This window comes from Microbacterium sp. DT81.1 (assembly GCF_049844955.1).
GTDB lineage: Bacteria > Actinomycetota > Actinomycetes > Actinomycetales > Microbacteriaceae > Microbacterium.
The window spans coordinates 309,726-333,278 of sequence record NZ_JBNCMA010000004.1; the positions used below are offsets into that span (position 1 = coordinate 309,726).

Below are 23,553 nucleotides of genomic sequence, written 5' to 3' on the forward strand. Positions count from 1 at the left end.
CGCTCTCGGTTCAGACCAGGTCGCGCCAGTCCACGGTGTCGGCCTCGTCTTCGTCCAACGGGGAGCCGCTCTGCGTGATGACCGGCAGCGACAGTGTCTCCGTCGGCGGTCCCATGATCGTCGCCTCATCCCGCCGGTGACGCAGCACGTCGCGGATGTACGACGTCAGCACCTCCGCGAGCGGCACCGACCGCCCGCGCGCCTGCGACATGTACCAGCGGTGCTCGAGCACCTGGTGGAAGACCTCGGCCGGCTCGAGCTTGGCTCGGAGGTCGAACGGGATCGCCTTGATGACGGGCTCGAAGACGCGGGTCAGCCACTCGTGGGCGACCATCTCCTCGTCGGTGCCGAGCCGAGACGTGCGCGCGCGGAACTCGTCGAGGTCGTTGAGCAGGCGGCGCGCCTGGTTCTCCTCGACGTCGAGCCCGGTCAGCCGCAGCAGCCGGCGCTGGTGATGGCCGGCATCGACGACCTTGGGCTGGATGGCGACGCGCGTGCCCTCCGCCTCCGTCTGGATGCTCATCTCGCCGATGTCGAAGCCGAGGGCGTTGAGCCGTTGCACCCGCTCCGTGATGCGCCAGGCCTCGTTGGCCGAGAAGCTCTCCTGCACCGTCAGGGCGCCCCACAGCGACCGGTACGACGAGACGATTCCGTCGGCGATGGCGAGGGCGTCCACGCCGCCCTCGAGGCGCCCGCCGGCTTCGAGGTCCATGATCTCGCCGGCGATGTTGGTGCGCGCGACGTCGAGGTCGTGCTCTCGCTGACCGGGAGTGAGCCCGCTCTCGTGCAGCTCGCCCGTCTCCGCGTCGACGAGGTACGCGGCGAAGGCCCCGGCGTCGCGACGGAAGAGGGTGTTGGACAGCGAGACGTCGCCCCAGAAGAACCCGACGTTGTGCAGGCGGACGAGCAGCACCGCGAGTGCGTCCACGAGCCGGTTGGCGGTGTCGGGCCGCAGCACCTGCGTGAACAGCGCCCGGTACGGCAGCGAGAAGCGCAGGTGCGCCGTCACGAGAGCCGCCGGAAGCGGCCTGCCCTTGGCGTCCGTCCGCCCGGCGATGACGGCCACTCTCTCGACGCATGGCACATCGAGGCGGTTCAGGTTTCCGAGCATGTCGTACTCGCGCCTTGCCATCTGCGCCGTGGTCTCTTTGACGGCGACCACCGAACCGGACAGGTTGGCGAAGCGCACCAGGTGCCGTGAGAGGCCCTTGGGCAGGGACACGATCGTGCTGCTCGGCCACTCGGCGAGAGTGGTCGACCACGGGAGGGAGAGCAGACCCGGATCGATGGAGCTGGCGGTGATGCTGAGCGAGTCGGGCATGGTCCCCTCAAAGGAAAGACGCGGCGCGGGCAGCCTCCAGGCTACCCGCGCCGCGTCTTGTTCTCGTGTCGCAGCGAGCGACCGTCCCTAGATGGAGGGGACGACCGAGTCGTTGAGGCGCTCGCCGGTCTCGATGTCGAAGGCGTGCACGTGTCCCGCCGCCGCCGCCAGCGTCACGGTGTCGCCCGCGATCGGGTGGCTGCGGCCGTCGACGCGAGCGACGATGTCGGTGCGCTTGCCGGCGATGTCGGTGTGGCCGTAGAGGTATCCGTCGGCGCCGAGCTCCTCGACGAGATCCACCACCACGGGGAGGCCCTTGCCATCGGCCGGGCCCACCACGATGTCCTCGGGGCGGACGCCGATCGTCAGCTGGCTGCCGTGTGCACGGCCGACGGTGTCGCGGTCGAGCGGCACGACCTCGGATCCGAACTGCACGCCACCCTCCGCGAGGTTGGAGACGAACAGGTTCATGGCGGGCGAACCGATGAAGCCCGCGACGAACACGTTGTTCGGACGCTCGTACAGGTCGCGGGGCGTGCCGACCTGCTGGAGGAGACCGTCCTTGAGGACGGCGATGCGGTCACCCATCGTGAGCGCCTCGGTCTGGTCGTGCGTGACGTAGACCGTGGTGACGCCGAGCCGGCGCTGCAGCGAGGCGATCTGCGTGCGCGTCTGCACGCGCAGCTTCGCGTCGAGGTTCGACAGCGGCTCGTCCATCAGGAACACCTGGGGCTGACGCACGATGGCGCGACCCATGGCGACGCGCTGACGCTGGCCACCCGAGAGGGCCTTCGGCTTGCGGGTCAGGTAGTCCTCGAGGTCGAGGAGCTTGGCGGCCTCGAGCACGCGGGCGGCGCGCTCGTCCTTGCCGACGCCGGCGATCTTGAGCGCGAAGCCCATGTTCTCGGCGACCGTCATGTGCGGGTACAGCGCGTAGTTCTGGAAGACCATCGCGATGTCGCGGTCCTTCGGCGGGACGTCGGTGACGTCACGGTCGCCGATCAGGATGCGGCCGGAGTTGACCTCTTCGAGGCCGGCCAGCATGCGCAGCGACGTGGACTTGCCACAGCCGGAGGGTCCGACGAGAACGAGGAATTCCCCGTCCGCGACTTCGAGGTTCAGCTTGTCGACCGCGGGACGAGTGCCCCCGGGGTACAAGCGCGTTGCGTTGTCGAACGTGACTGACGCCATTGTTTCTTCTCCTTCACCGGCAGGTACGTGCCGGACGATCCGTAGTGAATGGATTTGCGGGGCGAACCGCACGCCCTTCGTCGGGCGCTGCTCTAGTATGACACGGCGATCGCCGGGCCAGCATCTGGGCATTTCCCAGGCTCCCTGGCTAGCATCGTTCAGGTTGCCGCAGTGAGCGGCCGCCCGGGTACGCCCGGGCCAGGGATTCAAGAGGTTTCATGTCGAACGACGAGACGCCGAACGCTCCCGCTGCGCGCGGACGGCGTGCGGCGGTGCGGGAGAAGGCCGAGCAGGTGCACGCTCAGCAGTCGCGGGCGAGGATCATCCGCCGTGTGTCGGCCGGTGTGGCCATCGTGGCCGCGGTCGTCGCCATCGGCGTCGTGGTGACCTGGGTGTTCGCGTCCGCGGCATCCAAGCCCCTGCTGAACCCGGCCAACATGCAGGATGACGGCATCGTCGTCGACGCGTTCGGCACGATCCCGCTGACAAGCGTTCCCGGTGGCCCGATGACGGACGCGGCGCCCACGGCGACGCCGACGCCCCAGGCCCTCGAGGCCTCGCCCGCACCATCCGCGACGACGCCGCCTCCCATCGACATCCGCATCTACGTCGACTACCTCTCGCCCGGCGCGGGGGAGTTCCAGCTCGCCAACGCCAAGCAGCTCTCGGAGTGGGTCAGCGAAGAGGCGGCCGTGCTGACCTATCACCCGGTGGCGCTGCTGACGGCGAAGTCGAACGGCACCAAGTACTCGATGCGGGCGGCCAACGCGACGGCCTGCGTGGCGACCCACGCGCCCGAGACGTTCTTCGCCTTCAACCACGAGCTTCTCGTGAAGCAGCCGGATGTGGACACCGACGGGTACACCGATCCCGAGCTCGCCGCGAAGGCGATCGCCGCGGGCGCCGAGAACCCCAAGGTGGTTCGCGCGTGCATCGAGGACGAGGACTTCGCCCTGTGGGTGCGGGATGCCACCGAGCGCGCCCTCAGCGAGGATCTGCCGGGCACCGACGGCACGACGCTCACCGGATCGCCCATGATCCTCGTGAACGGCCAGCCCTACGTCGGCAAGCTCGATGACCCCGCCGAGTTCGCGCAGTTCGTGCTCACGCTCTCGAGCGACGCGTATTACAGCACGCCGTCACCCACCCCGACCCCGAGCGCGACCCCGAGCGCGACTCCGTCCCCGACGACAGCGCCGTGAGCCGAGCCCCCGCTAAACTGGGGGCTTCCGCCGACTTGGCGCAATTGGTAGCGCACCTAACTTGTAATTAGGGGGTTACGGGTTCAAGTCCCGTAGTCGGCTCGTGACGACCCGGATGCCCGCGTGGCTCGCCATCGCGGGTGCCGTGCTCGTCGGCGTTCTCACCGCCGCTCAGGCGCGCGTGAACGGGCAGCTCGGCGCCCGGCTCGATGACGGCCTGACCGCGGCGATCGTGTCGTTCGCCACCGGCCTGGTGATCCTGCTCGTTCTCTCGGCCGCGCTTCCGGCCGGGCGACGAGGAGTTCGGGCGCTCGCACACGGCGTGCGTGCGCGCACGATTCCGTGGTGGATGCTGGCCGGCGGTCTCGCGGGCGCGCTGACCGTGGCGACCCAGGGTCTGACCGTGGCCTTCATCGGCGTCTCGCTCTTCACGGTGGGGCTCGTCGCCGGGCAGACGGTGAACGGGCTCGTGCTCGACCGCATCGGCTACAGCCCGGCGGGCGTCGTCGCGGTGACCATGGGCCGCGTCGCCGGCGCGGGCCTCGCGCTCGCGGCAGTGGGCATCGCGCTGGTCGGCGACACGCTCGGCAGCGTGCCGTGGTGGATGCTGCTGCTGCCGTTCCTGACGGGTGTCGGCATCGCGTGGCAGCAGGCGACCAATGGGAGGCTGCGGCAGCGGGTCGGCACCCCGCTCACCGCGACCCTCGTGAACTTCGTCGGCGGTTCGATCGCCCTCGGCATCGCCGCCGGCATCCACATCGCGATCGAGGGTGCTCCGGCGAGCTTCCCCACCGACGCGTGGCTCTACCTCGGCGGCCCCATCGGGGTCACCTACATCTTCCTGTCGGCCGCGCTGGTGCAGTACACCGGAGTGCTGCTGCTCGGACTCGGGGCCGTCGTCGGGCAGCTGCTCACCTCGGTGCTGATCGACGCCGTGTGGCCGGCGGCCGCGGCACCCGGTCTGGGGCAATCGGCGGCCATGGTCGCCGTCGCCCTGGCATCGGTGTTCGTGGCGACGGCGCATCGGCGGCGCCGGCCCTCCTCGTGAGGACCGAACGCCGTCAGTGCGGCATCCGCGAGAGGTGCCGCCGGGCATCCACCGGCTTGCGGCGGCCGCTGCGTTGGCGGACCGGCTTGCCGCCGACGTAGAGCCAGCCGAGCAGCTTCTCGTGCTTGCCGAGGCCGTGCGCCTTCGCGATGGCCTTCGAACGCGTGTAGTCGCCGGTGCGCCAGAAGACGCCCCAGCCGGCGTCATCGAGCAGCAGGCTCAGCACGTGGGCGACCCCGGATGCCACCGCCTCCTGTTCCCAGTGCGCGACCTTGCTCTTGCGATAGCTGACGACGACCGCGATCAGCAGCGGTGCCCGGAGCGGCTTCGACGAGATGCCCTTGTCGCCGTCGGCCTTGTTGATGGCGCGGCCGAGCACCTCGCGGTCGGACCCGCGCAGCTCGATCAGGCGCCATGGCCGGAGCGAGGAGTGGTCGGCGACGCGGCCGGCCGCCGAGACGAGATCCAGCAGCTCCTCGTGGGTGGGGGCGTCATCCGTCACCTTCGACCACGAGCGGCGCGCGCGGACCGCCTCGAGCGCGGCGCTCACGCGGGGGTCTCTGGCGTGAACTCCATCGCGATCGAGTTCATGCAGTACCGGTCGCCGGTCGGCGTGCCGAAGCCGTCGGGGAAGACGTGGCCGAGGTGCGAGCCGCACGTCGCGCAGCGCACTTCGGTGCGCACCATGCCGAGCGTGCTGTCCTCGATCAGCTCCACGGCGTCGGGCCGGATCGACTCGTAGAAGCTCGGCCAGCCGCAACCGGAGTCGAACTTCGTGCCGCTCTTGAAGAGCTCGGCACCGCAGGCGGCACAGGTGTACAGCCCGGCGCGGCTCTCGTCGAGCAGCTCGCCGGTCCACGGGCGCTCGGTCGCGGCGGTGCGCAGCACGGCGTAGCGCTGCGGGTCGAGCTCGTCGCGCCACTCGGCGTCGGACTTCTGCACGGAATAGCTCATGGTTCCTCCTGGGTCACCCCTATTTTCCTCCACCCGTCGGCCCCTCGGGTGCGGGCGAGCGGTGCGGACCGCACCGTGACGGCTGGCAGTCCCCGAGAATGGGCGGATGACTGGCTTCTCGGATGCGGCGGCCGCGGTCGCGGAGCGGTACGAGCGCTTCGCCCGCGAAGAGGCACCGGGCAGGTCGGAGCTCTACGCCGACTGGGCGTCCGGTGTGGCAGGCGACGCGGTCGTGGCCGCGACGCTCGCGCGCATCCCGGCGAACCGGCGCCAGCCGCCGCTCGTCTTCGCCGTCACCCGCATGCTGGGGGCGCCCCTGCGGCCGTTCGGTGAGTGGGCCGCCTGGCTGGCCGAACACGCCGACGAGGTGGTGGCCGAGTGCACGGCGCGCAGCGTGCAGACCAACGAGCCGCTGCGGTGCGCGGCGCTGCTTCCTGCGCTCTCGCTCATCGACGGTCCGATCGCGCTGCTCGAGGTGGGAGCGTCCGCGGGGCTCTGCCTGTATCCCGATCGCTACGGCTACCGGTACACGGGCTCCGGGGGAGCCCTCGTACTCGACCCGGTGGATGATCCGTCACCCTTGGTGCTGGAGACGGCTCTCCGGGGAGATGCTCGACCGCCGCTGCGCATGCCCGACGTGGTGTGGCGCGCCGGCATCGACCTGCAGCCGCTCGACGCCCGGGTGGCACGGGACCGGGCGTGGCTGCGCGGCCTGGTCTGGCCGGGGGAGTCCGGGCGAGAGCAGCGGATCGAGGCGGCGCTCGATGTCGCGGCCGCCGATCCGCCGCACCTGGTGGTCGGAAACGCCCCCGAGGTGCTCGCCGAGGTGGCGGCCGCAGTCCGGTCGGCGGCGCCGCGGGGAGCGACGCTCGTGATCACGACCCCCGGGGTGCTCGCCCACATCCCGCGCGCCGGTCGCGAAAGGGTGATCGCGCTGGCCCGCGAGTGCGGGGACGCCTGGATCACCCTGGACGCACCCGCCTTGCACGAGAGCTGGGATGCGCCGACCGATGCTTCCACGTGGCCCGCCGGGGGCTTCGCCCTCGCGCTGGACGGCCGGATCCTGGCTGCCGCGGATCCACTTGGCCGGTGGCTGGAGTGGCGCGCGGGGGATGCGGCATCCGCCCCGTAGCGTGAAGTTCATGACCGATGGCCTGACCGACACCGAGCGGGCGATCCTGGCTTTCGAGGCGGAGTGGCGCCGCCATGCCGGCGCCAAGGAAGAGGCGATCCGCGCGGAGCTGAACATGACGCCCGCGCGGTACTACCAGCTTCTCGGCCGCCTGATCGACCAGGCGGCGGCGCTCGAGTACGACCCGATGCTCGTCAAGCGGCTGCGCCGGCTGCGCGACCGGCGGGACGCCACGCGCCTGGCGCGCGCGTCGGGCACGCCCTCCTGAGCGGGCTCCCCATCCCCGGCAGTCCGGGGCCAGGCGGGGTCCTATGTGGGGGCTCCGCCCCCACGCCCCCCGGGTTGCTGACGCGCGCCCCTGAGCCGGCTCCCCGTCCCCGGCAGTCCGGGGCCAGGCGGGGTCCTATGTGGGGGCTCCGCCCCCACGCCCCCCGGCTTGCTGACGCGCGCCCCTGAGCCGGCTCTCCATCCCCAGCAGTCGGGGGCGCACAGACGGGTCCCGATAGCATCGGGGAGTGCCGAAAACGACCTACCCCCGGGATCGCTTCGACGAGGTTTCCCGCCAGCGCGCCCGGGTAGGAGCGCACCGAGCCGAGAACCCGCGCATGCGCGCCTGGGTCGTCGTGCTGTGGGCCCTGCTCGCGACCATCGTGCTCGTGGCGATCGGCATCTTCGGCAGCCTCATCGCGACGGGACGCGTCACGCTTTTCCCGGCACCGTCCGCGACACCCGCCCCGGTGGCGACCATCGAGCCGGTCATCGACCTGACCTATGGCGTGGTGGTGCTCAACGCGACGCCCGAACCGGGTCTGGCGACCCGCACCAAGGACACGATCGTCGCGGCGGGCTGGCCGGCCGACTCGGTGCTGCCGGGCGACGCCGGCACGACGGATTTCCCCGAGACGACGGTCTACTACTCGTTCCCGGAAGACGAAGCGGCCGCGCTGGGTCTCGCGGGCGTCATCGGCGGCGCGCAGGTGGCGCAGACCGACGCCTATCTGCAGGTGGATGATCCCGCCACCGAGGTCGACGAATCGGTGGTCAAGCAGCTCACCGTCGTCCTGGGGCTGGATCGCATCGCGTCGCCGAGCCCGTCGGCCACCGAATAGGGGTCCGAGCGAGGCGTGTTTCCGGGCCGTAAACACTTGGATGCACGTGTGTCAACAGTTGCCCACATGGCGGATCCCGCCGCCGCGCCCTGGATACGCTTTTTTCCAGACGCACAGCAACAGGAGATCCGACATGGCACAGGGCACCGTCAAATGGTTCAACGCGGAGAAGGGCTACGGCTTCATCACTCTCACTGAGGGTGGGCAGGACGTGTTCGTCCACTACTCCAACATCGACATGTCGGGATTCCGCGTGCTCGAAGAGGGCCAGAAGGTCGAGCTGACCGTCGGCACCGGTCAGAAGGGTCCCCAGGCCGAGGCGGTGCGCGTCCTCGCCTGAGCGCGCGGGCATCGACGCACTCCGGCGCGGACGAGGAGTCGACGCGCGGGCCGGTGACGCGCGAGACGACGGAACACGCCGCGGCGGCTTGCACTCCCTAGGGTCGAGTGCCAGAATGGCCGTTAGCACTCGTGTTGTTCGAGTGCTAATCCCATACGCTCAATCCCGGGAGGGACGCAACACATGGCAAAGATCATCGCTTTCGACGAAGAGGCCCGTCGTGGCCTCGAGCGCGGCCTCAACATTCTGGCCGACGCCGTCAAGGTGACGCTCGGCCCCCGCGGTCGCAACGTCGTGCTCGAGAAGAAGTGGGGCGCCCCCACCATCACGAACGACGGTGTGTCGATCGCGAAGGAGATCGAGCTCGACGACCCGTTCGAGAAGATCGGTGCTGAGCTCGTCAAGGAGGTCGCCAAGAAGACCGACGACGTCGCCGGCGACGGCACCACGACCGCCACGGTCCTGGCTCAGGCCCTCGTCCGCGAAGGCCTGCGCAACGTCGCGGCCGGCGCAGACCCCATCTCGCTGAAGCGCGGCATCGAGAAGGCCGTTGCGGCCATCACCGCCGAGCTTCTCTCCAGCGCCAAGGAGGTCGAGTCCAAGGAGCAGATCGCCGCCACGGCCAGCATCTCCGCGGCCGACACCGCCATCGGCGACCTGATCGCCGAGGCGATCGACAAGGTCGGCAAGGAAGGCGTCGTCACGGTCGAAGAGTCGAACACGTTCGGCACCGAGCTCGAGCTCACCGAGGGCATGCGTTTCGACAAGGGCTTCATCAACCCCTACTTCGTCACCGACCCCGAGCGCCAGGAAGCCGTCTTCGAAGACGCCTACATCCTGATCGCGAACTCCAAGATCTCGAACATCAAGGACCTGCTGCCGATCGTCGACAAGGTGATCCAGGAGGGCAAGGAGCTCGTCATCATCGCCGAGGACGTGGAGGGCGAGGCGCTTGCGACTCTCGTACTCAACAAGATCCGCGGCATCTTCAAGTCGGCTGCCGTCAAGGCTCCCGGCTTCGGCGACCGCCGCAAGGCGCAGCTGCAGGACATCGCCATCCTCACGGGCGGCACCGTCATCAGCGAAGAGGTCGGCCTCAAGCTCGAGAACGCCACGACCGACCTGCTCGGCCGTGCGCGCAAGGTCATCATCACCAAGGATGAGACCACGATCATCGAGGGCGCCGGCGATGCCGCGCAGATCGAGGGTCGCGTGACCCAGATCCGTCGCGAGATCGACAACACCGACAGCGACTACGACCGCGAGAAGCTCCAGGAGCGTCTCGCCAAGCTCGCCGGTGGCGTCGCCGTCATCAAGGCGGGTGCCGCGACCGAGGTCGAGCTCAAGGAGCGCAAGCACCGCATCGAGGACGCCGTCCGCAACGCGAAGGCGGCCGTCGAGGAGGGCATCGTCCCCGGTGGTGGCGTCGCGCTCATCCAGGCCGGCAAGGTCGCGTTCGAGGGTCTCGAGCTCACGGGTGACGAGGCGACGGGTGCGAACATCGTGCGCGTGGCCATCGAGGCCCCGCTCAAGCAGATCGCCCTCAACGCGGGCATGGAGCCCGGTGTCGTCGCGAACCGCGTCGCCGACCTCCCGCGCGGTCACGGCCTCAACGCCGCGACCGGCGAGTACGGCGACCTCTTCGCCCAGGGCATCATCGACCCGGCCAAGGTGACGCGCTCCGCGCTGCAGAACGCCGCGTCGATCGCCGCGCTCTTCCTCACGACCGAGGCCGTCGTCGCCGACAAGCCCGAGAAGGTCTCGGCTCCGGCCGGCGACCCGACGGGTGGCATGGACTTCTAGGTCCGAACCGCTTCGCCGCCTCGTCGCGGCAGGTGAATCACAGAAAGGGCCCCTCCTCGGAGGGGCCCTTTCCGTCGTGTGCGGCAGGTGGAGGAAGGCGCCGCGCTACCGGAACAGGCTGACGGTCAGCTGCTCGGCATCCGCGTACTGCGCGCCCGCAGCCCCGAGCGCCGAGCTGATCGAGGCCAGGGTGTCATCGACGTTGCGCTGGGTGCCGCGCCACTGCTCGATGACCGATTGGAAGGCGACGGATGCGCCGCCCGTCCAGGACGCCTGCAGCTGCGTGAGCTGGCTGAGCATCGTGGATGTCTCGGCCTGCAACCGCTCGATCGTTCCTCTCATCGCGGCGGTACTGGTCAGGACGGCGTCGCTGTCGACGGAGAACACGGCCATGGGGGCTCCTCTGAGGTGGCGGGATGTGGGAGCCACGCTAGAACGCGAGCAGCCGCCCGATCGCCGAGGCGGCGGCGGCCGTGCGAACGGGTCGGCGGAATCCGCCTGGGGAGGAGCCGACGAGCCAGCTTGAGGAGGCGAGCATCAGGCGCCAGTGCTCCCGTCGCCCCCTCCGCGCCGCGGACGGGCGATCGGCTGGGTCTCGACGAGCAGGTGCTCACCGGCGTCCCGGGCCGTCGCGAGCGGGAACGACACCCGGAACGTCGCACCGCCTCCCGGCGTCTCCTCCACGACGACCGAGCCGTGCAGCGCCTCTACGATCGAGGCCACGATGGCGAGCCCGAGACCGCTGCCACCTGTTTCGCGGGTTCGCGAGGTGTCGGCACGCCAGAATCTCTGGAAGATCTGCTCCCGGATCTGCTCGGGGATGCCCTCGCCGTGATCGACGACGGCGATCGACGCCATTCCTGCCCGCGGATCGACACCGACCTCCAGCTCGATGGGGGAGTCCTCGGCGGTGAAGCGACGGGCGTTGCCGAGCAGGTTGGCTACGACCTGCCGGATGCGGTTCTCGTCTCCGAGCACGATCGGCGCGTTCACCAGGGGACCCTCGACGACCGGGCCGGGCGTCTCGGATTCCGCGAGCGGGGTGAGCGGGGGCTGCCGCGCACCGGCATCCGCCGCCGTCGTCGCCTCCGAGGCGGGAACCGGTCGCGGCTTGCGGCGCAGGAGCCCACGGGTGGCGCCGGCGATCGCGACCGCTGAGGTCGTCGCGGCACCGGCACGCCGGCGGGGCTCGGGTTCGACGGGCGACTCCGCCGGTGCGTCCGCGGGGGCGGGCGGTTCGACCTCGGCGGGCGCCGTGGTGTCGATGACGGTGACCTCGCGGAGGGGGGAGGCCGCGCGGACATCCAGCGCGGCATCCCGTGCCACCGGGCGCAGGTCCACCTCCGTGATGTTCACCTCGCTGCGTTCGTCGAGGCGCGCGAGGGAGAGCAGGTCCTCGACGAGCACACCCATCCGGATCGCCTCCTTCTCGATGCGCTCCATCGCCTGGGCGGTGTCTTCGTCTCCTTCGATGGCTCCCATGCGATAGAGCTCGGCGTAGCCGCGGACCGTGACCAGGGGCGTTCGCAGCTCGTGGCTCGCGTCGCCGATGAAGCGCCGCATCTGCCGGACGGTCGCATCACGCTCGGCGATCGACGCATCGACGCGACCCAGCATGGTGTTGATCGCCATCTTCAGGCGGCCCACCTCAGTGCCGGGCTCGACATCCGTCATGCGCTGGCTGAGGTCGCCGGCGGCGATGGCCATCGCGGTCGTCTCCACCTGGCCGAGCCCGCGGAAAGTGAGGGTCACGAGCCATCGCGTCAGCAGGGCGCCGGCGATCACGGTGAGCAGGGCCAGGATGCTGAAGATGCCGAGATAGGTGGCGATGCTCTGGTCGATGGATGCGAGGGGAAGCGCCACGAGCTGGGTGTAGAGGTCGGTCGTCCCCGTGACGCCGATGATGGCCACGCTGGCGTGGAAGCCGGCTCCTTTTCCCGAGGAGTCGAGGGGGAACGGCTCCTGGCCCTGGATCTGCGCCCTCGACAGTTTGTAGGTCGCGGGATACGCCGGTTCGGGGCCGCCGCTTCCGCCTCCGCTGACGAGGAAGTCGCCTTCGGGGCCGTAGATCGCCACGAAGTACTGGGTGTCGGGCGCGTTCGGCTTCACCTCCAACTCGACATTGCCCTCGTCATCGGCGGAGGCCTCGAACAGGCGTGTCGCGACGTTGCTCGTGGCGAGCGACACGAGCGACTCGTCGAGGCTCGCGATGAGCGACGTCCGAAGGAACGGAACGGTGCCGATCCCCGCCGCCAGCAGCCCCGCGGCCAGCACGGCCACGGTGACCCCGGTGACCTTCGCGCGCAGGCTGATGCCACGCCACCATCGGGTGACCGCATCCTCCTTCTCCGCCAGGGCGGCCCCCTCGAGTTCGGTCGGCGTCAGGCGGTCTTGCCCGCCTTCAGCATGTAGCCGAAGCCGCGCTTGGTCTGGATGAGCGACTCCGACGAGTGCGGATCGATCTTACGTCGCAGGTATGAGATGTAGCTCTCGACGATGCCCGCATCGCCGTTGAAGTCGTACTCCCACACGTGATCGAGGATCTGGGCCTTCGAGAGCACGCGATTGGGGTTCAGCATGAGGTACCTCAGCAGCTTGAACTCCGTGGGGCTGAGATCGATGGAGGCATCGCCGACGAGCACGTCGTGGGTGTCCTGATCCATCGTGAGCTCGCCCGCGCGGATGACCGACTCCTCGTCGGCCTGCATGGTGCGGCGGAGTATCGCCTGAATGCGTGCGACGATCTCATCGAGCGAGAACGGCTTGGTGACGTAGTCGTCGCCGCCCGCGTTGAGACCCGTGATCTTGTCTTCCGTCTCGTCCTTGGCGGTGAGGAAGAGGATCGGAGCGGTGTACCCCGCGCCGCGGAGACGCTTGGTGACGCTGAATCCGTTCATGTCGGGGAGCATGACGTCCAGGACGATCAGATCCGGTTCCTCTTCGAGCACGGCGGAGATGGTCTGGGCGCCGTTGGAGACGGCCCTCACCTGAAAGCCCGCGAAGCGCAGGCTGGTGATGAGCAGGTCTCGGATGTTCGGCTCGTCGTCGACGACCAGGATGCGAGGTGCGGTCATGCCCTCATTATGGCCACCGAACCCATGCGGTGTGCGGATATCGGCCGGAACGGCACCGATCACTCCATTCCGGCCCGCCGCGACGACACCCCGATGTTGCCGCTGGGCCGCCTCCACGACGCGGAGACCCCGCAGTCCAACGGTGGCCGGGAGGCGTGACTGACGGCAACGGCTTCGTGTCCTTCCGCTGCCTCGCGCCCTGCCGACGCGCGCGCGAATCAGGTCGTCAGGCAGCCTCGGACGGCGATCTCGACCGTCGGGCGGATCAGTGTGTCGGGGGCGACCGTCAGCCGGTTGACGATGAGACCGGCGCAGAAGGCGAGCAGAGCGCGGGCTGCGACGTCCGGATTCTTGGCGCCGAGCGTCGACAGGCGCTCCCGCGTCCACTCCTCGAACATCGAGCGCTGTGCGCGCATCGATGGCTGTGCCCCGGGGGCCGCCGTTGTTTCGAGGAAGAGCGCATACCGAGCCCGCGTGCGCACTGCATTTCGGCTCGTTGCGTCCTCGAGCAGGCGTGTGAACACGTCGACGACCTCATCGACCGTGTGGGCTGGTTCCATTGCGGCGGTCAGCTCTGCGCGCTCATGCTCGGCGATCCACACCAGTACGCCGGCGACGAGCGCATCGCGGGTGCGGAACCAGTTCGAGGTGGACCCCTTGGGGAGCCCGGCCTCGATGTCAACGCGGGCGTGGGTGAGTGCACGCACGCCCTGCTCGCCGACAAGTCGGACGGCGGCTTCGAGAGCTCGTTCCCGCGTGATGGCCATGGAACGAACCTAGCATCAGATACTACGCTCATAGTGACAATTCACTACGAGCGTAGTACGCTGTTCGACATGGCGCGGGCGGTCGCACCAGAGCAGGAGGAGTGTCATGAGTGAGATCAAATCGACCGAGTCCGTCGGGCTGCGAGTGCAGCGGGAACTGCACGCCACTCCGGAGGAGGTGTTCGACGCGTATACGGATCCCGCCAAGCAGCGCAGCTGGTTGTCGGCGCTCGGTCCTGATGGTGGTGCGGTGGAGACCTCCGTCGACCTGCGCGTCGGCGGAGCCTGGGAGGCGCGGTTCCGTCCGAACCCGGAGACCGAGGTCCACGATGTGCAGACGTACGCCGAGATCGATCGACCGCGTCGCCTGGTCACCGACCTCGTCGCCGAGTCCACGATCGGCGGACAGCGGATGCCCGTGCTCGAGACACGGATCGTCATGACGTTCGAGCCGACAGGCGGGGGCACACTCGTCACGGTCGAGCAGACCGGGTTCCCTGCGACCGAGATGCGCGACTTCTTCGCGAACGTTGCCTGGCCCGGCGGGCTGGCCCGCCTCGACACCTTCCTCGCGGGAGAGCCGCAACGCACGGACTGAGCGCGCGAACGAAGCCTCTTCGGCTTCGGGGGGATCCTCCGTCGCACTCAGCGGCCGCACTACGAAAGTAGTGCGGAATCACTATGAGTGTAGTAACATCGCGCACGTGGAGTACTTCGTGCTGGTGGCGTGGGCCATTCAGGCCGCGGTGGGGCTGTGGATGCTCGTCGGATGGGCGCGCCACAGTCAGGCCCATGCCGGCTCGATCATCACGCACGTGGCGCTGATGATCGTCGCGCTTGCCCTGTGGATCGCCTTCATCATCACCGACGCGGTCGCCTTCGCGTGGGCGAATGTCCTCATCTATTGCGTCGGGATCCCATTCGGGGACAGCATCATGCGCCGCCGCGGGCGCCGACTCAGGGGCGGGGAGAAGCGCGCGGTCGGGGTCGAGTACTGGCACTTCATCGTCGACGTCTTCCGCGGTGGGGTTCCCGCGAGCGTCCGCTTCCACGGGGTATTCAGTGGCGTGGTCTTCTTCTCCAGCGTGGGCGTGGCCATCGGCGCCACGATCGCGGGGTGAGGCCGCAGAACCGCCATCGCTGCCGGCGCGAGCGCGACGGGCCTGCCAGCTGATCAGCGCTGTGCGCGCTGCCGGCTCCGTCCCACGGGTCAGGCGGCGTTCGCCGAAATGCCGTCCGCGTCGAGGATCGTGTAGCTGTAGCCCTGCTCGGCGAGGAAGCGCTGCCGGTTCTGGGCGAAGTCCTGGTCGACCGTGTCGCGCGCGATGAGCGTGTAGAAGCTCGCCGTCCGGCCCGATTCCTTGGGCCGTAGCAGACGTCCGAGGCGCTGTGCCTCCTCCTGGCGGGAGCCGAACGAACCGGAGACCTGGATGGCGACGGATGCCTCCGGCAGGTCGATCGAGAAGTTGGCGACTTTCGACACCACGAGCAGCGAGATCTCCCCCACCCGGAACTGCTGGTAGAGCGTCTCGCGCTCATCGACGGGGGTCGAGCCCGTGATCTTGGGGGCGTTCAGGGCCTCGGCGAGGATGTCGATCTGGTCGAGGTACTGACCGATGACGAGGATCCGCTCGCCTTCGTGGCGTTCGACCAGGCGCCTCACGACGCCGATCTTGGCGTGCGCGGTGGCGGCGAGCCGGTAGCGCTCGTCGTCGGCGGCGGCCGCATACTCGAGGCGGTCACCGGCCGGCAGGTCGATGCGGACCTCGTAGCAGACCGCGGGGGAGATGAAGCCCTGCGCCTCGATCTCCTTCCACGGCGCATCGAAGCGCTTAGGGCCGATGAGGCTGAACACGTCGCCCTCGCGACCGTCCTCGCGCACGAGGGTCGCCGTGAGGCCCAGGCGCCGACGCGCCTGCAGGTCGGCGGTGAGTTTGAACACCGGAGCCGGCAGCAGGTGCACCTCGTCGTAGACGATGAGCCCCCAGTCCAGCGCATCCAGCAGGGCCAGGTGGGCGTACTCGCCCTTCCGCTTGGCGGTGAGGATCTGATACGTCGCGATGGTGACGGGGCGCACCTCTTTGGCCTGCCCCGAGTACTCGCCGATCTCCTCGGGGGTGAGCGTGGTGCGCTTGAGCAGCTCGTCGCGCCACTGGCGCGCGCTGACGGTGTTCGTCACGAGGATGAGGGTGGTGGTGCCGGTCGCCGCCATCGCCCCCGCGCCGACGAGCGTCTTGCCCGCGCCGCAGGGGAGCACGACGACGCCTGAGCCGCCCTCGGTGAAGCTCTCCACCGCCTTGTTCTGGTACGGGCGCAAGGACCACCCGTCGCTGTTCAGCTCGATCTCGTGCGGCGTTCCCGGAGTGTAGCCGGCGTGGTCTTCGGCCGGCCAGCCGATCTTCAGCAGCTCCTGCTTGATGTGCCCCCGCGCCCAGGCGTCGACGACGTAGGACTTCGGAGTCGGGTGCCCGATGAGCAGCGGCTGGATGCGCTTGTTGCGCGACACCTCGGCGAGCACGGCGGGGTCGGTGCTGCGCAGCACCAGCAGTCCTTCGTCGTCGCGCTCGATCACCAGGCGGCCGTAGCGCCCGACGGTCTCGCGGATGTCGATGGACACCGATGGCGGCACGGGGAATTTCGACCACCGTTCGAGGGTCTCCAGCATGTCCTCGGCCTGATGCCCGGCGGCGCGGGCGTTCCAGAGCCCCAGCCGCGTGACGCGGTAGGTGTGGATGTGCTCGGGTGCGCGCTCGAGCTCGGCGAAGATGGCGAGCTCGTGGCGAGCGGTCTCGGCGTCGCGATGCGCCACCTCGAGCAGCACGGTGCGATCGCTCTGCACGATGAGTGGGCCGTCAGACATAACGGTCAATTCTACGCGGGTTCGCGGAGCGGACGGACTCAGGCCACCGTCCGCACGCTGACGATGCTCGAGACGGGAAGGGTTCGCTCGACGTCGGCGCCTTTGTCGCGGCCCCGCAGGCGACCTCCGCCGAGGCCCGTCGCCTCGAGCGTGAACTCCCGGTTCGAGCCGTCGGGAAGCGCGACGACCACCGCGACGATCGACTTGGTGCGAACGGCCGCATCCAGTTCCCGGCCGAGCCAGGCGGAATCGGCATCCGTGCCCTGCCCGGCCCGGAGTGTCGCGACCAGGGTGACGTGCGGGTCGTGCTCACGCGCGCCGTCGGTCTCGGACGGAGCGAGGCGGTAGCGGTGCAGTGCCTCGGGCCGGTCGCCGTGGTCGACCGCGACCACCGGATAGCGGGCATCGGCGAGCGACCAGTAGACGGCATCGCGGGGAGCGCGCGAGAGCAGACCGCCGCTCTCACGCAAGAGGCCGAGCGGGCGGAGCGCCTGATCGACGGCCAGCATCTCGAGAACCCCGGTGTCATCGCTCGTGATGCGGGTGCGCCCGGAAACCGCGTCCGTGCCGACCCGGACGAGCCCGTGCCGCTCACCCGTGCGCTCGATCAGGTACTCCAGCGGCTGCGGAAGACCGGTCAGCGAAAGCTCGGTGAGGAAGGCCCGCATCGACTCGGAGGACTCGCCCTCCGTGAGTGCGCCGGCGATGGAGTCGGCGGTGAACCGGTAGGTGGATGCCTGGGCGTGCGACTCGCGGACGGCCATGGTGCGAAGCCGTACGTCGAGGGCGGGTGCGAGAGGACCGGGAGCGATCGCGGTGAGATCGTTCTGCAGGTACACGCGTTCCACTTCGCTGGGAAGCAGGGCCTGCAGCGACGCAGGGTCGGGCTCCTCGCCGGTCCGCACCGGAACGGCCCACGGCGGCTCGCTGCCGTCGTCCGCGAGCAGCCCGATCAGTCGTGCAGACATCCGCAGTCGCTCGGCCCGCTCGGGCCATCCGTCATCCAGCGGGTAGGCGTCGGTCCACTCGGCCGGGTCGATCCATCCGCCATCGGCCGTGCGGAGGCCATCGGGCAGCGCGTCGCGCAATCCGCCCGCCACCTCGACCCAGCGTGCGGCCGTCGGCTCGCGCAGCCACCGGGCCCCGGCCTCGGTGACGAGCCACGATCGTGCCGACACCCGCAGCAGTCCCGCCGTCTGGGCGAGCAGCACGAGCCCGTCGACCTCGGCGGGGTCCGACACGATCGCCAGCTCGACGAGGCGCCGGCGGTCGACAGCGCCGACCAGCCCCGTGCCGATGCGGGCGAGCGGCGCGTGCAGGCAGGCGATGAGCGTCTCCGCCAGCGCCGCGATCGTCGTGAAGGCGCGCTCCGCGGCGCGCGCAGTGCCCTCGGGGGAGGCCGGAGCGGGCACGGATGCCGCCGGCGCGGTGATGTGCCTGCCGCGCATCGCCGCGCCGACGACCGCGTAGGGGTGACCGGCTTCGTCGACGAGGGCGAGTGAGGCGAGCCGCGCGGCCGCCTCGCCGGCAACGGGTTCGCCCGTCTCGGACGCCGTGGCGAGTTCGGCAGCGAGGTCGCGCGGCACGCCGGCGAGGGCGACGGCGACGGATGAGGCATCCAGCAGCCCCTCGGCGGCATCGAAGAAGTCGCGCCAGTGCGGGTTGTCGTGAACGCCGCGGGCCGCGAAAAGACGGGCGAGGTCGTCGTCGTCCCGCGCGGCCAGACGGGCTGCGAGCGTGCGCGCGTCTGTGGTCATGGGAGGGGAGTCACGCGTTCTTCGCGGCTCGCGCCCTCCGAACGAAGCTCATGATCAGCAGCACGATGATCAGCACGAACGCGATCGGCAGCCCGAACAGGGGGATGGCGGCGATCATGGGCCAGATCCCCTGGCCGAAGTCGCGCTGTTCCATGCCCGTGGCGGTGCCGATGATGATCGCGAAGAAGCAGATGATCGACAGCAGTGCGATGCCGAGCGACATGAACGCCAGGATGCGGTCGATGCGACGAACGGGAACGTCGTCGGACGCGGGGGTGCTCATCCTCATCATCGTAGTCGCACGGGCGGGGACGGACGAGGTGGGGCGGTCTCCGCCCTCTTGCCGACCCCGCCTTCTCCGACTCGGTGCCGTAGGCTTGATATGCGGGTCCATCGGCGCCGCGAGTACGTCCATCCGCGAGTCGCGCGGGGAGAAACACAGCGAGGTTTGTCATGCCCACCGGCAAGGTCAGGTTCTACGACGAGGAGAAGGGTTTCGGCTTCATCGCCTCCGATGACGGCCAGGACGTCTTCCTGCACGCCACCGCGCTGCCCGCCGGGACCACCGCGCCCAAGGCCGGCACCCGACTGGAGTTCGGCGTCGCCGACGGCAAGCGCGGCCTGCAGGCGCTGTCGGTCCGGGTGCTCGAGGCTCCGCCGAGCCTGGCGAAGGCCAAGCGCAAGCCGGCGGATGACATGGCGATCATCGTCGAGGATCTCGTGAAGCTGCTCGACGGCATCGGCGGGGACCTCCGCAGGGGCCGCTACCCGAGCGGTGCGCACGCGAGCAAGGTCGCAGCGGTGCTGCGCAAGGTCGCGGATGACTTCGACGCCTGATCCTCGTCTTCTCGAAGCACACGACCTCGCGCGCGCGGCGCTGAAGGAGATCACGCCCGAGGCCACGATCGGTGACCCGGCCGGGCACCTCGTCGAAGACGACGGTGTTCTCTCGCTGCTCTTCGAAAACAGGCTGCACGGCTATCCCGGGTGGTACTGGACGGTCACCATCGCCCGGGTCGGCGACGAGGAGCCGACCGTGCTGGAGGCCGAACTGCTTCCACGGGAAGGGGCGCTGCTGGCTCCGGAGTGGGTGCCGTGGGCCGAGCGCCTTGCCGACTACCACGCTCTGCAGGCAGCCGCGGGGGTGCTCGCCGAAGCCGAAGATGAGGTGGACGACGAGTTCGCCGACGTGGACGACCTCGACGCCGCCGACTTCGACGCCGACGGCTCGCCGATCCTGCACGCCGGCGATGTGGACGGGGTCGACATCGACGTGCTCGATGAGAGCGACGAAGAGGACGAGCTCGGCGACGCGGACCTGGTCGAGGACGAGTTCGACGAGTCGGATGACGATGACGACGACGACGCGGACGACGACGACGCGGACGACGACGACGCGGATGACGACGACGACCCGAATGCCGTCGACGCGGATGCCGACGGCGACGACGACGACGCGGATGACGACGCCGCGGATGACCAGGACGCAGACGACGGCGAAGAGGGCCTCAGGGACTATTAGGCCCGCTCAGTCCTTCGGGCGGGGGAACGGCGGCGCCACCGAGCGAGTGGTCAGCCGATCGACCAGCTGGTCCATGATCTTCTCGATGATGCGCGGCATGTCGACGTCGTCGGGATCGAGCAGCCACTGCACCTGCAGCCCGTCCATCATGGCGATGAGGGCGGATGCGTCATCCCGCACCTCTGGGTCGTCGGCGTCGCGACCGCTGACTTCGGCGAGCACCCCGGCGATCTTGCTGCGCAGGATCGAGAAGCGCTCCCGGAAGTACTGCTGCGCGGGATGGCCCTCGGTGACCGATTCCGCGGAGAGCACCGTGTAGGTCTGCACCACCCCCGGGCGTGTGGTGTTCTCGACCACGGTGTCCAGGAGGTGCCCCAGGAACGCGGGGCCCTCGGTCTGGGCACGCCCCGGCACCCCCGCGGCCTCCTCGCCGTCCCGGTACTGCAGCATCGCGACGAGCAGGGCCTCCTTCGACCCGAAGTGGTGCAGCACGCCGGCGTGCGTCATCCCCGCCTGCTCGGCGACCTCGACGAGTGCGCCCTTGTTGTATCCGCGCTGACCGAACACGGTCATCGCCGCCCGCAGCACCGCCTCGCGGCGCTCGGTGGTCTTCGCCTGGGGCTTCGCGACCCTGTCGGCGGCGGCCGTCGCTGCCCCGCGCTCCGCGGTGCTCTTCGCTGCCATCGCCCATCCCTCTCGCGTGCTCGTCGACGGGGTACGCCCTCGTTATCCAACCGTTATGGATACCAAGTTACTTACATGTCAGTAAGTGTGCAACCATACCCTCATGACTCATCGGTGAGTCGAATTGGAGTATAGGCGTGACGGCAACGACGGCCCCGGACGTGCATCCCCTCGGTACGGAGGCGGGGCGTCCCGCGCGCGCTGAGGCTCAGCCCCTGGCGGACATCGACGAGGCGATGACGCGGGCGCGGCAGCTGCCCCTCGAGACCCGGGTGGCACTGCTCACCGGAGCCACGACCTGGACGCTCGGCGAGATCGCCGAGATCGGGCTGCGTCGCATCACGCTCTCGGACGGGCCCATCGGTGTGCGCGGCACGGGCGAGGACGGCCTGCCCTCCGCCCAGCTGCCGGCGCCGTCGGCCACGGCCGCCACCTGGGACGAGGCGCTGCAGCGCAGCATTGCGCGGCTCATCGCCGGCGAAGCCCGGCGCAAGGGCGTCGATGTCGTGCTGGCTCCGGTGGTGAACCTGCAGCGCAGCCCGGTCGGCGGGCGGCACTTCGAGTGCCTCTCCGAAGACCCCCTGCTCACGGCGCGTCTCGGCGCCGCCTTCGTCGCGAGCCTGCAGGAGTGGGGGATCGCGGCCTCCGTGAAGCACTTCGTGGCGAATGAGACCGAGACCGACCGCACGCAGTACCGGTCGCGCATCGACGATCGCACGTTCCGCGAGGTGTACCTCGCGCCGTTCGAGGCGATCATCGACGCGGGTGCCTGGACCGTGATGGCGGCCTACAACGGCGTCTCGTACGGAGGGGTGGATGCCACCGCCACGGGGCACGGTCCCCTCCTCAACGATCTGCTGAAGGGCGAGTGGGGCTTCGACGGCGTCGTCGTGAGCGACTGGCTCGCCACGCGCGACACCGTGGGCTCGGCCCTAGGCGGGCTCGATCTCGTGATGCCCGGCCCCGGCGGCCCGTGGGGCGCGCACCTGGTGCAGGCCGTGGGCGACGGACTCGTGCCCGAGGCCGTTCTCGATGACAAGGTCGCCCGCATCCTGCTGCTCGCCGCCCGCGTCGGGGCTCTCAGCGGGCAGCCGGGCCGGGTGGGCGCATACGACGCGTCGGAGGCCGGACCCGAGCCGGACGCCGCCGAGGTCGTCGCTTTCCTGACGGAGGCGGCCGCGCGCAGCACGGTCGTCCTCCGGAACGACGGGGGCATCCTGCCCCTGGACCCCTCCGGCATCCGCCGGATCGCCCTTCTCGGCCACAACGCCGTTCAGCCGTTCACCCAGGGTGGAGGGAGCGCTTTCGTCAGGGCCCCGCACATCGGAGACCCGCTCGGGGCGCTGCGCGCGGCGTTCCCGGGGGCATCCGTCGAGCTCGCCCGCGGCGGCGTCACCACCGTCGGCGCTCCGAGCATCCCGCCCGAGGGTGTGCGCACTCCGGATGGCACCGCCGGAATCCTCGTGGAGGAACTGGATGCCGGCGGTGCCGTTCGCTCCGCGCACGTGCTCGCCGATCCGGCGCACATCTGGTTCCCGATCGAGGACGATGCCGTCGTCCGTGTCCGCCTGACGGCCGACGTGCTGCTCGAGGCATCCGGCGAGCACGCCCTGGAGGTGGCGCCGGTCGGGGCGCACGACGTGCGGGTCGACGGGGCGTCCATCGGCTCGTCGGACGTGCGTGTCGGAGCGGAGGTGGTGCTGGACTCGAGCTACGCCAACCCCGAAACGCGCACCGCGCACCTCGCGATCGATGACCCGCGAGCCGTGCGCGTCGAGGTCGACGCGCAGGTCGTCGACGCCGATGCATATGGCCGCTTCGTGCGGGTGCACCTGCGTCACCGCACGCCCGGTCCGAGCATCGATGAGGAACTGGATGCCGCGGTCGCGGCCGCTGCGGCCGCCGACGTGGCCGTCGTGGTCGTGGGAACGAACCCCGAGACCGAGTCCGAGGGCTGGGACCGCCCCGACCTCGCCCTGCCCGGTCGGCAGAACGAGCTCGTTCGCCGGGTGGCGGCGGCCAACCCGCGCACTGTCGTCGTGGTCAACGCGGGAGCGCCCGTGCTGCTGCCGTGGCTCGACGACGTCGCCGCCGTGCTCTGGTGGTGGCTCCCCGGGCAGGAGGCCGGGGCATCCCTCGCCGCCGTGCTGACGGGAGCCATCGAACCGTCCGGACGGCTCCCGTGGACCCTTCCCGCCGATGAAGCCGACGTGCCCGTCCCGCACGGCCGCCCGCACGCGGGCTACATCGATTACACCGAGGGCGTGGATGTCGGGCACCGCGGGTGGGACCGTCTCGAGCGCACGCCTGCCCGCGAGTTCGGCTTCGGGCTGGGCTTCGGATCCTGGCGATACGAGCGACTCGAGCTGACCTCCGGCACCGCGCCGGACACCACTCCTGGCACAACGTCCGACACCGACGCGTTCCTCACCGCGCGCGTCACGATCCGGAACACCGGAGACCGCGACGCACGCGAGGTGGTGCAGGTGTACCTCGAGGCACCAGGGGGCGACCCGGAGCGCCCGGTGCGCTGGCTGGCGGGTTTCGCGGTGGCGGATGTCGCCGCCGGCGGCAGCGCGAGCGTCGACGTGCCCATCGCCCGTCGGTCGTTCGAGACGTGGTCGGTCGACCGCAGCGCATGGATCCTGCCGAGCGGCGCCTACCGTGTGCGCACCGGTCGATCCAGCCGGGACCTCCGCCTTGCGGCGCCGCACACGATCGCGGACTGAGGGGCAGTACACCGACCGACAGATTCAGGACCCACAGATGCAAGGAGGCATTCAGATGTC

25 protein-coding genes and 1 tRNA gene are annotated in these 23,553 nt (G+C 69.9%); 14 read left to right on the forward strand and 12 right to left on the reverse strand.

Going from position 1 to position 23,553, the window contains the following annotated elements; genetic code table 11:
* Positions 1-10 precede the first annotated feature (10 nt).
* A complete protein-coding gene (locus ACLQ2Q_RS12955; RefSeq protein WP_425820868.1) occupies positions 11-1,321 on the reverse strand; it encodes a DUF4032 domain-containing protein in 1,311 nt (436 codons plus the stop codon).
* A gap of 87 nt (positions 1,322-1,408) precedes the next feature.
* The gene (locus ACLQ2Q_RS12960) at positions 1,409-2,512 is read right to left on the reverse strand and encodes an ABC transporter ATP-binding protein (protein ID WP_425820869.1); all 1,104 of its coding nucleotides are present in this window, start codon (positions 2,510-2,512) and stop codon (positions 1,409-1,411) included.
* A gap of 218 nt (positions 2,513-2,730) precedes the next feature.
* Here ACLQ2Q_RS12960 and ACLQ2Q_RS12965 point away from each other — a divergent pair, with 218 nt between their 5' ends.
* From ACLQ2Q_RS12965 to ACLQ2Q_RS12975, 3 genes are all read left to right on the forward strand, one after another.
* The gene (locus tag ACLQ2Q_RS12965) at positions 2,731-3,714 is read left to right on the forward strand and encodes a DsbA family protein (protein WP_425820870.1); all 984 of its coding nucleotides are present in this window, start codon (positions 2,731-2,733) and stop codon (positions 3,712-3,714) included.
* Positions 3,715-3,743: 29 nt separating this feature from the next.
* Positions 3,744-3,816: transfer RNA gene (locus tag ACLQ2Q_RS12970), tRNA-Thr, on the forward strand.
* Between the two features lie 13 nt (positions 3,817-3,829).
* Positions 3,830-4,762, forward strand: a complete 933-nt coding sequence (locus ACLQ2Q_RS12975; RefSeq protein WP_425821072.1) for a DMT family transporter — start codon at positions 3,830-3,832, stop codon at positions 4,760-4,762.
* 13 nt (positions 4,763-4,775) lie between these two features.
* On the opposite strand, the gene ACLQ2Q_RS12980 is transcribed toward ACLQ2Q_RS12975, so the two are convergent.
* Positions 4,776-5,312 (reverse strand): nitroreductase family protein, encoded by a 537-nt coding sequence (locus tag ACLQ2Q_RS12980; protein ID WP_425820871.1) that lies wholly within the window; start codon positions 5,310-5,312, stop codon positions 4,776-4,778.
* A complete protein-coding gene (gene msrB, locus ACLQ2Q_RS12985; protein ID WP_425820872.1) occupies positions 5,309-5,716 on the reverse strand; it encodes a peptide-methionine (R)-S-oxide reductase MsrB in 408 nt (135 codons plus the stop codon). The genes ACLQ2Q_RS12980 and msrB overlap by 4 nt, the downstream gene beginning before the upstream one ends.
* Positions 5,717-5,822: 106 nt before the next feature.
* On the opposite strand from msrB, the gene ACLQ2Q_RS12990 reads away from it, so the two are divergent.
* The 5 genes from ACLQ2Q_RS12990 (at position 5,823) to groL (ending at position 10,100) form a co-directional block, all read left to right on the forward strand.
* A complete protein-coding gene (locus ACLQ2Q_RS12990; protein WP_425820873.1) occupies positions 5,823-6,848 on the forward strand; it encodes a DUF2332 domain-containing protein in 1,026 nt (341 codons plus the stop codon).
* 10 nt (positions 6,849-6,858) lie between these two features.
* Positions 6,859-7,116, forward strand: coding sequence for a DUF3263 domain-containing protein (locus tag ACLQ2Q_RS12995; protein ID WP_425820874.1), 258 nt, complete (start codon positions 6,859-6,861; stop codon positions 7,114-7,116).
* Positions 7,117-7,363: 247 nt separating this feature from the next.
* Positions 7,364-7,957 carry a LytR C-terminal domain-containing protein gene (locus tag ACLQ2Q_RS13000; protein WP_425820875.1) on the forward strand — a complete coding sequence of 198 codons (594 nt, stop codon included), beginning with the start codon at positions 7,364-7,366 and terminating at the stop codon, positions 7,955-7,957.
* Positions 7,958-8,090: 133 nt separating this feature from the next.
* On the forward strand, positions 8,091-8,297 hold the full coding sequence (locus ACLQ2Q_RS13005) for a cold-shock protein (RefSeq protein ID WP_425820876.1): 207 nt from the start codon (positions 8,091-8,093) through the stop codon (positions 8,295-8,297).
* Between the two features lie 183 nt (positions 8,298-8,480).
* A complete protein-coding gene (gene groL, locus ACLQ2Q_RS13010; protein WP_425820877.1) occupies positions 8,481-10,100 on the forward strand; it encodes a chaperonin GroEL in 1,620 nt (539 codons plus the stop codon).
* 105 nt (positions 10,101-10,205) lie between these two features.
* Here groL and ACLQ2Q_RS13015 read toward each other — a convergent pair whose 3' ends face one another.
* The 3 genes from ACLQ2Q_RS13015 to ACLQ2Q_RS13025 form a co-directional block, all read right to left on the reverse strand.
* Positions 10,206-10,493, reverse strand: coding sequence for a WXG100 family type VII secretion target (locus tag ACLQ2Q_RS13015; protein ID WP_425820878.1), 288 nt, complete (start codon positions 10,491-10,493; stop codon positions 10,206-10,208).
* A gap of 144 nt (positions 10,494-10,637) precedes the next feature.
* Positions 10,638-12,380 carry a sensor histidine kinase gene (locus tag ACLQ2Q_RS13020; RefSeq protein ID WP_425820879.1) on the reverse strand — a complete coding sequence of 581 codons (1,743 nt, stop codon included), beginning with the start codon at positions 12,378-12,380 and terminating at the stop codon, positions 10,638-10,640.
* Between the two features lie 101 nt (positions 12,381-12,481).
* Positions 12,482-13,174, reverse strand: coding sequence for a response regulator transcription factor (locus tag ACLQ2Q_RS13025; RefSeq protein ID WP_325483469.1), 693 nt, complete (start codon positions 13,172-13,174; stop codon positions 12,482-12,484).
* A gap of 9 nt (positions 13,175-13,183) precedes the next feature.
* Between ACLQ2Q_RS13025 and ACLQ2Q_RS13030 the strand changes: the two genes are divergently transcribed.
* Positions 13,184-13,333, forward strand: a complete 150-nt coding sequence (locus tag ACLQ2Q_RS13030) for a hypothetical protein (RefSeq protein ID WP_425820880.1) — start codon at positions 13,184-13,186, stop codon at positions 13,331-13,333.
* Between the two features lie 59 nt (positions 13,334-13,392).
* On the opposite strand, the gene ACLQ2Q_RS13035 is transcribed toward ACLQ2Q_RS13030, so the two are convergent.
* The gene (locus tag ACLQ2Q_RS13035) at positions 13,393-13,941 is read right to left on the reverse strand and encodes a TetR/AcrR family transcriptional regulator (protein ID WP_425820881.1); all 549 of its coding nucleotides are present in this window, start codon (positions 13,939-13,941) and stop codon (positions 13,393-13,395) included.
* Between the two features lie 106 nt (positions 13,942-14,047).
* Here ACLQ2Q_RS13035 and ACLQ2Q_RS13040 point away from each other — a divergent pair, with 106 nt between their 5' ends.
* Positions 14,048-14,539, forward strand: coding sequence for an SRPBCC family protein (locus ACLQ2Q_RS13040; protein ID WP_425820882.1), 492 nt, complete (start codon positions 14,048-14,050; stop codon positions 14,537-14,539).
* 106 nt (positions 14,540-14,645) lie between these two features.
* A complete protein-coding gene (locus tag ACLQ2Q_RS13045; protein WP_425820883.1) occupies positions 14,646-15,062 on the forward strand; it encodes a hypothetical protein in 417 nt (138 codons plus the stop codon).
* An 89-nt stretch (positions 15,063-15,151) separates the two neighbouring features.
* On the opposite strand, the gene ACLQ2Q_RS13050 is transcribed toward ACLQ2Q_RS13045, so the two are convergent.
* Genes ACLQ2Q_RS13050 through ACLQ2Q_RS13060 form a run of 3 tightly spaced genes read right to left on the reverse strand, consistent with a single transcriptional unit; the run spans position 15,152 to position 18,841 of the window.
* Positions 15,152-16,801, reverse strand: coding sequence for a DNA repair helicase XPB (locus ACLQ2Q_RS13050; RefSeq protein WP_425820884.1), 1,650 nt, complete (start codon positions 16,799-16,801; stop codon positions 15,152-15,154).
* Positions 16,802-16,839: 38 nt separating this feature from the next.
* Positions 16,840-18,558 (reverse strand): helicase-associated domain-containing protein, encoded by a 1,719-nt coding sequence (locus ACLQ2Q_RS13055; RefSeq protein WP_425820885.1) that lies wholly within the window; start codon positions 18,556-18,558, stop codon positions 16,840-16,842.
* 10 nt (positions 18,559-18,568) lie between these two features.
* Positions 18,569-18,841: a multidrug ABC transporter ATPase gene (locus tag ACLQ2Q_RS13060; RefSeq protein ID WP_425820886.1), complete on the reverse strand. Its 273-nt coding sequence runs from the start codon at positions 18,839-18,841 to the stop codon at positions 18,569-18,571.
* Positions 18,842-19,011: 170 nt separating this feature from the next.
* On the opposite strand from ACLQ2Q_RS13060, the gene ACLQ2Q_RS13065 reads away from it, so the two are divergent.
* Positions 19,012-19,395 carry a cold-shock protein gene (locus ACLQ2Q_RS13065; protein WP_425820887.1) on the forward strand — a complete coding sequence of 128 codons (384 nt, stop codon included), beginning with the start codon at positions 19,012-19,014 and terminating at the stop codon, positions 19,393-19,395.
* Positions 19,379-20,080, forward strand: a complete 702-nt coding sequence (locus ACLQ2Q_RS13070) for a DUF3027 domain-containing protein (protein WP_425820888.1) — start codon at positions 19,379-19,381, stop codon at positions 20,078-20,080. The genes ACLQ2Q_RS13065 and ACLQ2Q_RS13070 overlap by 17 nt, the downstream gene beginning before the upstream one ends.
* Before the next feature lie 6 nt (positions 20,081-20,086).
* Here the strand turns inward: ACLQ2Q_RS13070 and ACLQ2Q_RS13075 are convergent, their stop codons facing one another.
* Positions 20,087-20,764: a TetR/AcrR family transcriptional regulator gene (locus tag ACLQ2Q_RS13075; RefSeq protein WP_425820889.1), complete on the reverse strand. Its 678-nt coding sequence runs from the start codon at positions 20,762-20,764 to the stop codon at positions 20,087-20,089.
* 137 nt (positions 20,765-20,901) lie between these two features.
* On the opposite strand from ACLQ2Q_RS13075, the gene ACLQ2Q_RS13080 reads away from it, so the two are divergent.
* The gene (locus ACLQ2Q_RS13080) at positions 20,902-23,493 is read left to right on the forward strand and encodes a beta-glucosidase (protein ID WP_425820890.1); all 2,592 of its coding nucleotides are present in this window, start codon (positions 20,902-20,904) and stop codon (positions 23,491-23,493) included.
* The last annotated feature ends 60 nt before the right edge of the window (positions 23,494-23,553 follow it).